Source organism: Mesobacillus jeotgali (assembly GCF_900166585.1).
GTDB lineage: Bacteria > Bacillota > Bacilli > Bacillales > Cytobacillaceae > Mesobacillus > Mesobacillus jeotgali_A.
The window spans coordinates 26,842-33,184 of the sequence record NZ_FVZC01000003.1; the positions used below are offsets into that span (position 1 = coordinate 26,842).

The 6,343-nt window shown below is 44.6% G+C and carries 6 protein-coding genes, 2 tRNA genes and 1 rRNA gene; 1 reads left to right on the forward strand and 8 read right to left on the reverse strand.

Annotation, left to right across the window (positions count from 1 at the left end; genetic code table 11):
• Positions 1–14 precede the first annotated feature (14 nt).
• Positions 15–509 (reverse strand): cyclic pyranopterin monophosphate synthase MoaC, encoded by a 495-nt coding sequence (gene moaC, locus B5X77_RS00255; protein ID WP_079504161.1) that lies wholly within the window; start codon positions 507–509, stop codon positions 15–17.
• 181 nt (positions 510–690) lie between these two features.
• Between moaC and B5X77_RS00260 the strand changes: the two genes are divergently transcribed.
• Entirely contained in the window at positions 691–2,619 is a 1,929-nt protein-coding gene (locus B5X77_RS00260) for an ABC-F family ATP-binding cassette domain-containing protein (RefSeq protein WP_079504162.1), read from the forward strand.
• A gap of 392 nt (positions 2,620–3,011) precedes the next feature.
• On the opposite strand, the gene tsaD is transcribed toward B5X77_RS00260, so the two are convergent.
• From tsaD to rrf, 7 genes are all read right to left on the reverse strand, one after another.
• On the reverse strand, positions 3,012–4,043 hold the full coding sequence (gene tsaD / locus B5X77_RS00265) for a tRNA (adenosine(37)-N6)-threonylcarbamoyltransferase complex transferase subunit TsaD (protein WP_079504163.1): 1,032 nt from the start codon (positions 4,041–4,043) through the stop codon (positions 3,012–3,014).
• A complete protein-coding gene (rimI, locus tag B5X77_RS00270) occupies positions 4,043–4,492 on the reverse strand; it encodes a ribosomal protein S18-alanine N-acetyltransferase (RefSeq protein ID WP_079504164.1) in 450 nt (149 codons plus the stop codon). The genes tsaD and rimI overlap by 1 nt, the downstream gene beginning before the upstream one ends.
• 13 nt (positions 4,493–4,505) lie before the next feature.
• Positions 4,506–5,207 (reverse strand): tRNA (adenosine(37)-N6)-threonylcarbamoyltransferase complex dimerization subunit type 1 TsaB, encoded by a 702-nt coding sequence (tsaB, locus tag B5X77_RS00275; protein ID WP_079504165.1) that lies wholly within the window; start codon positions 5,205–5,207, stop codon positions 4,506–4,508.
• Positions 5,208–5,660 (reverse strand): tRNA (adenosine(37)-N6)-threonylcarbamoyltransferase complex ATPase subunit type 1 TsaE, encoded by a 453-nt coding sequence (tsaE, locus tag B5X77_RS00280; RefSeq protein WP_079504166.1) that lies wholly within the window; start codon positions 5,658–5,660, stop codon positions 5,208–5,210.
• A gap of 209 nt (positions 5,661–5,869) precedes the next feature.
• A tRNA-Asp gene (locus tag B5X77_RS00285) sits at positions 5,870–5,945 on the reverse strand.
• A gap of 22 nt (positions 5,946–5,967) precedes the next feature.
• Positions 5,968–6,041 (reverse strand) — tRNA-Met (locus B5X77_RS00290).
• A gap of 175 nt (positions 6,042–6,216) precedes the next feature.
• Positions 6,217–6,332 (reverse strand): 5S ribosomal RNA (rrf, locus tag B5X77_RS00295).
• Between the last annotated feature and the right edge of the window lie 11 nt (positions 6,333–6,343).

Sequence of the window (6,343 nt, forward strand, 5' to 3'; positions counted from 1 at the left end):
CACCTGTTCTATTTCTATTTTAACTTTCCATCTCTCTTAAAATCACCGTTTTTACCGCCTGTTTTTTCTATTAGATAGGTCTTGCCGATAACCATTCCTTTGTCAACGGCCTTGCACATATCATAAACTGTCAGCGCACATGCAGATGCCGCTGTTAACGCTTCCATTTCTACCCCTGTATTCCCTTTGGTTTTAACAGAAGCGGCAATATTTAAAATATAATCATTTTCATTTTGCTCCCATTTAAACGAAAGGTCAATGCCTGTTAATGGAAGCGGATGGCACATAGGGATGATTTCAGAAGTCTTTTTCGCTGCCATGATGCCAGCCACCTGTGCAACTGCCAGCACATCTCCCTTTTTCATTTTATTTTCAGTAATCCTTACATATATATCTTCATTAACGGTAATGCTTGAATGGGCGACTGCAGTGCGTACCGTCTCCGGTTTATCGCTGACATCGACCATTTTCGCTCTGCCCTCTTCGTTAAAATGCGTAAATTCTGCCATGTTCAAGCTCCTTTCAACCAAATAATACACTATTTTCACAAACTTGTGTGTGAACTTTGTTTCCATTTTCACAATACAACATGAAAATTTTTTCATCCTTTAAGCTGGTCGCAGACCGCACATATTGCCGAGCCCATTGTATTGGGTTACACTATCCCTAAGGCATTAGAGGTGAAAAATAATGATATTATTACAGGTGAATCAGCTATCAAAATATTTTGCTGCTGATCTTATTTTATCGAATATAAAGTTTGAAATACAAACCAATGACCGTGTAGCGCTGGTTGGCCGGAATGGAGCGGGGAAATCGACTCTCCTGAAAATCATTGCTGGCTATGAATCTCATGAGGACGGTGAAATCATCCGTCCAAAAGGGACATCCATCGGCTATCTCGCACAAAATACCGGATTGGAATCCGAGAAAAGCATATGGGATGAAATGCTGGCTGTTTTTGACCATTTGCACAGAATGGAAAAAGAGCTTCGCCGGCTTGAGGAAAAAATGTCTGATCCTGGCATCCTTTCGAACGAGTCAGAGTATGGAAGAGTATTGAAGGACTATGACATTCTCCAGGTCGATTTTAAGGAAAAAGGCGGTTATCAATATGAAGCGGACATCCGTTCCGTCCTTCACGGCCTTAACTTCCATTCTTTTGATTATTCCACAAAAATCTCTACTTTAAGCGGAGGACAGAAAACCAGACTTGCCCTCGCCAAGCTGTTATTGACCCGTCCGGATATTCTGATTCTCGATGAACCGACGAACCATCTGGACATTGACACTCTTTCCTGGCTTGAACAGTACCTGCAGGGTTATGACGGTGCGATTCTCATTGTTTCCCACGACCGCTACTTCCTTGATAAGGTTGTGAACCAGGTATACGAAATCTCTCGTCACCAGCTGATGAAGTTCCCTGGTAATTACAGCTCGTATTTAGAGGAGAAAGCCGCAAATTACGAGCGAGACCTAAAGCTATATGAGAAGCAGCAGGATGAAATCGCCAAGCTGCAGGACTTTATCCAGCGGAACCTTGCCAGGGCGTCAACAACAAAACGTGCCCAGAGCCGCCGGAAACAGCTCGATAAAATTGATCGGCTGGACAGGCCTATGGGTGATGAAAAGTCCGCTTCCTTCAGCTTCCAGATTGAACGACAAAGCGGAAATGATGTCCTGAAAGTCGATACTCTCGCGGTAGGCTATCATGATGAAGCCGTTTCGAGGGACATAACCTTTCATCTGACACGTGGAGACAGCACTGCCCTGGTTGGACCTAATGGCGTTGGCAAGTCAACATTATTGAAAACAATCGTTGAAAAATTGCCATCAATATCTGGGAATATCCAGTATGGTTCTAACGTGTCCATCGGCTATTATGACCAGGAACAGGCAGAGCTTAGCTCCAATAAAAAGGTTTTAAATGAGCTTTGGGATGAATATCCGCTGAAATCAGAAAAAGAAATCCGCACCGTATTAGGAAACTTCCTTTTTTCAGGCGATGATGTATCAAAGATTGTCTCCACCCTGAGCGGCGGTGAAAAAGCACGTCTGGCACTGGCCAAGCTTATGCTGCAGAAGTCTAATTTCCTTATTTTGGATGAACCAACAAACCATCTGGACCTGGACAGCAAGGAAGTCCTGGAGAACGCCTTGATTGATTATCCAGGAACGATCCTGTTCGTTTCCCATGACCGTTATTTTATCAACAGGATTGCTACGAAGGTGCTCGAACTTGACCGTGGGGGAGCAACAGAATACCTTGGCGACTACGATTACTATGTCGAAAAAAAATTAGAGCAGGAAGAGCTTAAGGAACTTGCCAGACAAGCCGCAATAGCAGCAGGCACTGTCTCAGAAGCAATAAAGCAAGATAAAACCTCCTACCAGCAGGACAAAGAGGCTAAGAAACTCGAACGCCAGCGAAAACGGCGTATGGAGGAAGTCGAAGCGCTCATCGACAAACTGGAGACCGAGGTAGCAGAATATGAAGAATTGCTCTGTGACCCCGAGGTATTCCAGGATCATGAAAAAGCAGGAGAAATAAATTCAAAAATCGAAGCAGCCAAAGAAACACTTGATGAACTGATGGAAGAGTGGACAGAATTGGCGTAGGAATGGAAAAACGGGCATGAATGTGCCCGTTTTTTTTCTTATGAAAAATTATTCGCATAAATTTGTCGGTTATTCGCAAATATCTTTATTTCTTCGGGAATAATGCACTTTTATTCGCAAATTAGTGCTATATATTCGCAAACTAGAAAATACTCAGGGATAATTTCCAGTTTATAAAACCAGAAAATTTCAGTTTTTCCACAGAAAAAAGTCCCGATTCAAAACCGGGACTTTTTATTCACACAGTTATACACATAGTAAATACTGTTTTAAGGCTTATCCATAGACTTTTCCACATTATCCACAAAATTAACGATTTTTATCCACATTGTACACAGTTCAATACCCTGTCCGTCGACATATCCACAGAAGAGTCAGACAACAATTATTTTTCACTTCCTACTTTGGTTGTGGATAGTTATCTCCAGACCAGGATTTCCGTTCAAAGTCAGGTCCGCTCTTTGGCCTTTTTCATACATAACACTACCCGCCGCAGCAATCATGGCTGCATTGTCAGTGCATAAGGACAGCGGAGGTATGACAATTTCCACATCTGAATCGGCAAATTCTGTGGATAATTTTTCTCTTAAGCCTTTATTTGCAGCAACTCCGCCGGCAAGAAGGACTTGTTTCACACCATATTCCTGCACAGCCTTTTGAGTTTTAGTGACAAGTACATCAATGACACTTTCCTGGAAACTTGCTGCGAGTTCTTCAGGGATAATTACCTCTCCACGTTGCTCTGCGTTATGCACAACATTGATCACAGCCGATTTTAGGCCGCTGAAACTGAAATCGTAGGAACCCTCCTCCAGCCAGGCTCTCGGCAGATCAATGGTGGCCTGTCCTTCATGGGCAAGCCTGTCTATATGCGGACCACCGGGATACGGAAGATTCAAGGTACGAGCAACCTTGTCATAAGCCTCTCCCGCTGCATCATCCCGTGTCTCGCCAATCACCTCGAAATGGCCATGCTCCTTCATATAAACAAGTTCTGTATGGCCGCCGGACACGACAAGCGAAAGCAGTGGAAAATTCATCTCGGCAACAAGGCGGTTCGCATATATATGGCCTGCAATATGATGGATTCCTATAAGCGGAATGCCATTAGCGAAGGCTAGTGCTTTAGCAGCGTTGACTCCGATTAATAAAGCTCCAACTAGACCCGGCCCTTCTGTTACAGCAATCGCATCAAGCTCTTTAATATCCATATTCGCCTGGGCAAGTGCTTCCTCCAGCACAAGTGTGATCTGCTCAACATGGTGCCTGGAGGCAATCTCCGGTACCACCCCGCCGAATCGTTTATGGCTCTCAATCTGGGAGGCAACGACATTCGCCAGGATTTCCCGCCCATTTTTCACAATAGCCACAGCAGTTTCATCACAGCTTGTCTCTATTCCCATTATTAATTGGTCTTTTGTCATTATATATTCACCCACATTACTAAAGCGTCTTCCATATTATCTGTATAGTATTGTTTCCTGATAGCCCCTTCTTCGAAACCAAACTTTCGATAGAGGTTTTGTGCCCTTTCATTGCTGACCCTCACTTCGAGCGTCATTCTCAAAGCTCCCATTTCGCGTGCCAGTTCCATCATCTTTGCCATCAGTGCCTCGCCAAGCTTCATTCCCCGGTATTCCGGCAGCAAAGCGATATTCGTGATATGCGCTTCATCTACAATAATCCACACACCACAGTAACCTACCACCTTTTGATCCACTTCCACTACAAGGTACTGTGCGAATTGATTCTTCGTCAGTTCATTGAAAAATGCTTCCCTGCTCCATGGAACAGCAAAAGAATTAGCCTCAACCACCATCACATCATCCAGATCATCAATGGTCATATTTCGGAATGTTATCGTTTTATTCATCTTCTTTTCCCACTTATTTTTTAGTCTCTTGCGCTTTTAGCCAGTTAGCTTCTGCTTCTGCCAGCCGTATATAGTTAGGGACGAATGTGTGAAGATCCACAGCCTCTTTATCCCTGCCTAATAAAGCAAGCTCTGCGGGTCTGGGGTTCAACTCAGTGATCTCTGCCAATACCGCTTTATCCCCTAACTCTTGCTTAATGACATCCTCATGGAGCCCCAAATCATTGCTGGTGAACAAAACCTTGCTGTCCATTTCATTCAAGGCCCTTACCCAATCAGCTGACATCACAAGCTGATCATCTTTCACAGTTTCCAGACTTTGATTTTCAAACTTATATAAGCCCGTATAAATCTGGCCTCTCCTCGCGTCAAAGAATGGAGAAACATAACCGTCAAAGTAACGTCCTGCTGATGCAGCTGCCACTTGAAGGCTGGATACACCAGCCAGCGGAATATTCAACGTCCAGGCCATGGTCTTGGCAATCGTCACACCGATACGGACTCCTGTGTATGATCCCGGGCCTTCGGCAACAACAATCTTCGCAAGATTCCCAGGTTTAATATTGCACTCCTCCATCAAAGTCTGGATAGCCGGCATAACCCGGACGGAATGGTTCTTTTTAATATTGGAAATATACTCGCCCAAAACGGTTTCGCCATCAAGCAGACCAATACCCAGGACATAATTGGACGTATCAATCGATAATACCTTCATTTAAAAAATCTCCTTACACAATTCTTCATAACGCTCGCCCTTTGGCTGAGCGACAATTCTTCTCACGCCATTGTCATCCAGGTACAACTTAAGCAGCAACAGCTCCTTCGGCAGCTGAGCTTCAATAAGATGTGCCCATTCAACAACCGTTACTCCATTACCTTCAAAGTATTCTTCAAAACCAAGATCTTCAAACGCGTCTTCCACACGGTATACATCCATATGATATAAAGGAAGCCGTCCCTGATATTCCTTGATAATCGTAAATGTAGGACTGTTCACATTCCTAGTGATTCCCAACCCCTCGGCAAGCCCCTTTGTAAAAGTCGTCTTTCCCGCTCCCAAATCACCTTCAAGGGCAATCACGTCACCTGCCTTAAGAAGACCAGCCAGCCTCTTGGCAAATTCCCTCGTGTCTTCCGGCAGCTTTGAAATGAATTGATAAGTCGCCATTATATCACCCAACTAACAATCAATTTTATAATACAAAAAAACCTTAGGATGCCTCCTAAGGATGACGATTCTATATGTAGTTTACACGATTTATCCAGCCTGGGCAAAGAAACCAGACATTTTCCTGTTTTAGGCTAGGACAGCCTATTTTTAAAAGCAAAAAAAAACGAAACCCTGTTTCGCTTTGCGATTCTAGCAATCTAGAAAAATGGCGGTCCCGACCGGGATCGAACCGGCGATCTCCTGCGTGACAGGCAGGCATGTTAACCGCTACACCACGGGACCAAATATGTATGAAGATGGATTATTGCGGGGGCAGGATTTGAACCTGCGACCTTCGGGTTATGAGCCCGACGAGCTACCGGGCTGCTCCACCCCGCGTCGATAAGAAAGAATATTATATTGTTTATGCTCTTAGAGCACACGCTGTCCCGATCTCAGGATGCTTAACCAAGAAGCGGCTCGATCGGTACAACTCGCAGCGGATTCTGGGAAGTAACGCTCGTTGCTCCACCCCGCGTCGATAATATTAAAAATCCATTTAATTGTTCAAACAGCCCGGCGGCGTCCTACTCTCACAGGGGGAAACCCCCAACTACCATCGGCGCTGAGAAGCTTAACTTCCGTGTTCGGTATGGGAACGGGTGTGACCTTCTCGCCATCGCCACCAGACTATTTGGTTT

Bases quoted from the DNA above. Each gene is read 5' to 3' on its own strand.
- tsaB (WP_079504165.1), bottom strand. From the start codon at position 5,207: ATGAAGGTATTATCGATTGATACGTCCAATTATGTCCTGGGTATTGGT.
- tsaE (WP_079504166.1), bottom strand. From the start codon at position 5,660: ATGGCGACTTATCAATTCATTTCAAAGCTGCCGGAAGACACGAGGGAA.
- rimI (WP_079504164.1), bottom strand. From the start codon at position 4,492: ATGAATAAAACGATAACATTCCGAAATATGACCATTGATGATCTGGAT.
- B5X77_RS00260 (WP_079504162.1), top strand. From the start codon at position 691: ATGATATTATTACAGGTGAATCAGCTATCAAAATATTTTGCTGCTGAT.
- moaC (WP_079504161.1), bottom strand. From the start codon at position 509: ATGGCAGAATTTACGCATTTTAACGAAGAGGGCAGAGCGAAAATGGTC.
- tsaD (WP_079504163.1), bottom strand. From the start codon at position 4,043: ATGACAAAAGACCAATTAATAATGGGAATAGAGACAAGCTGTGATGAA.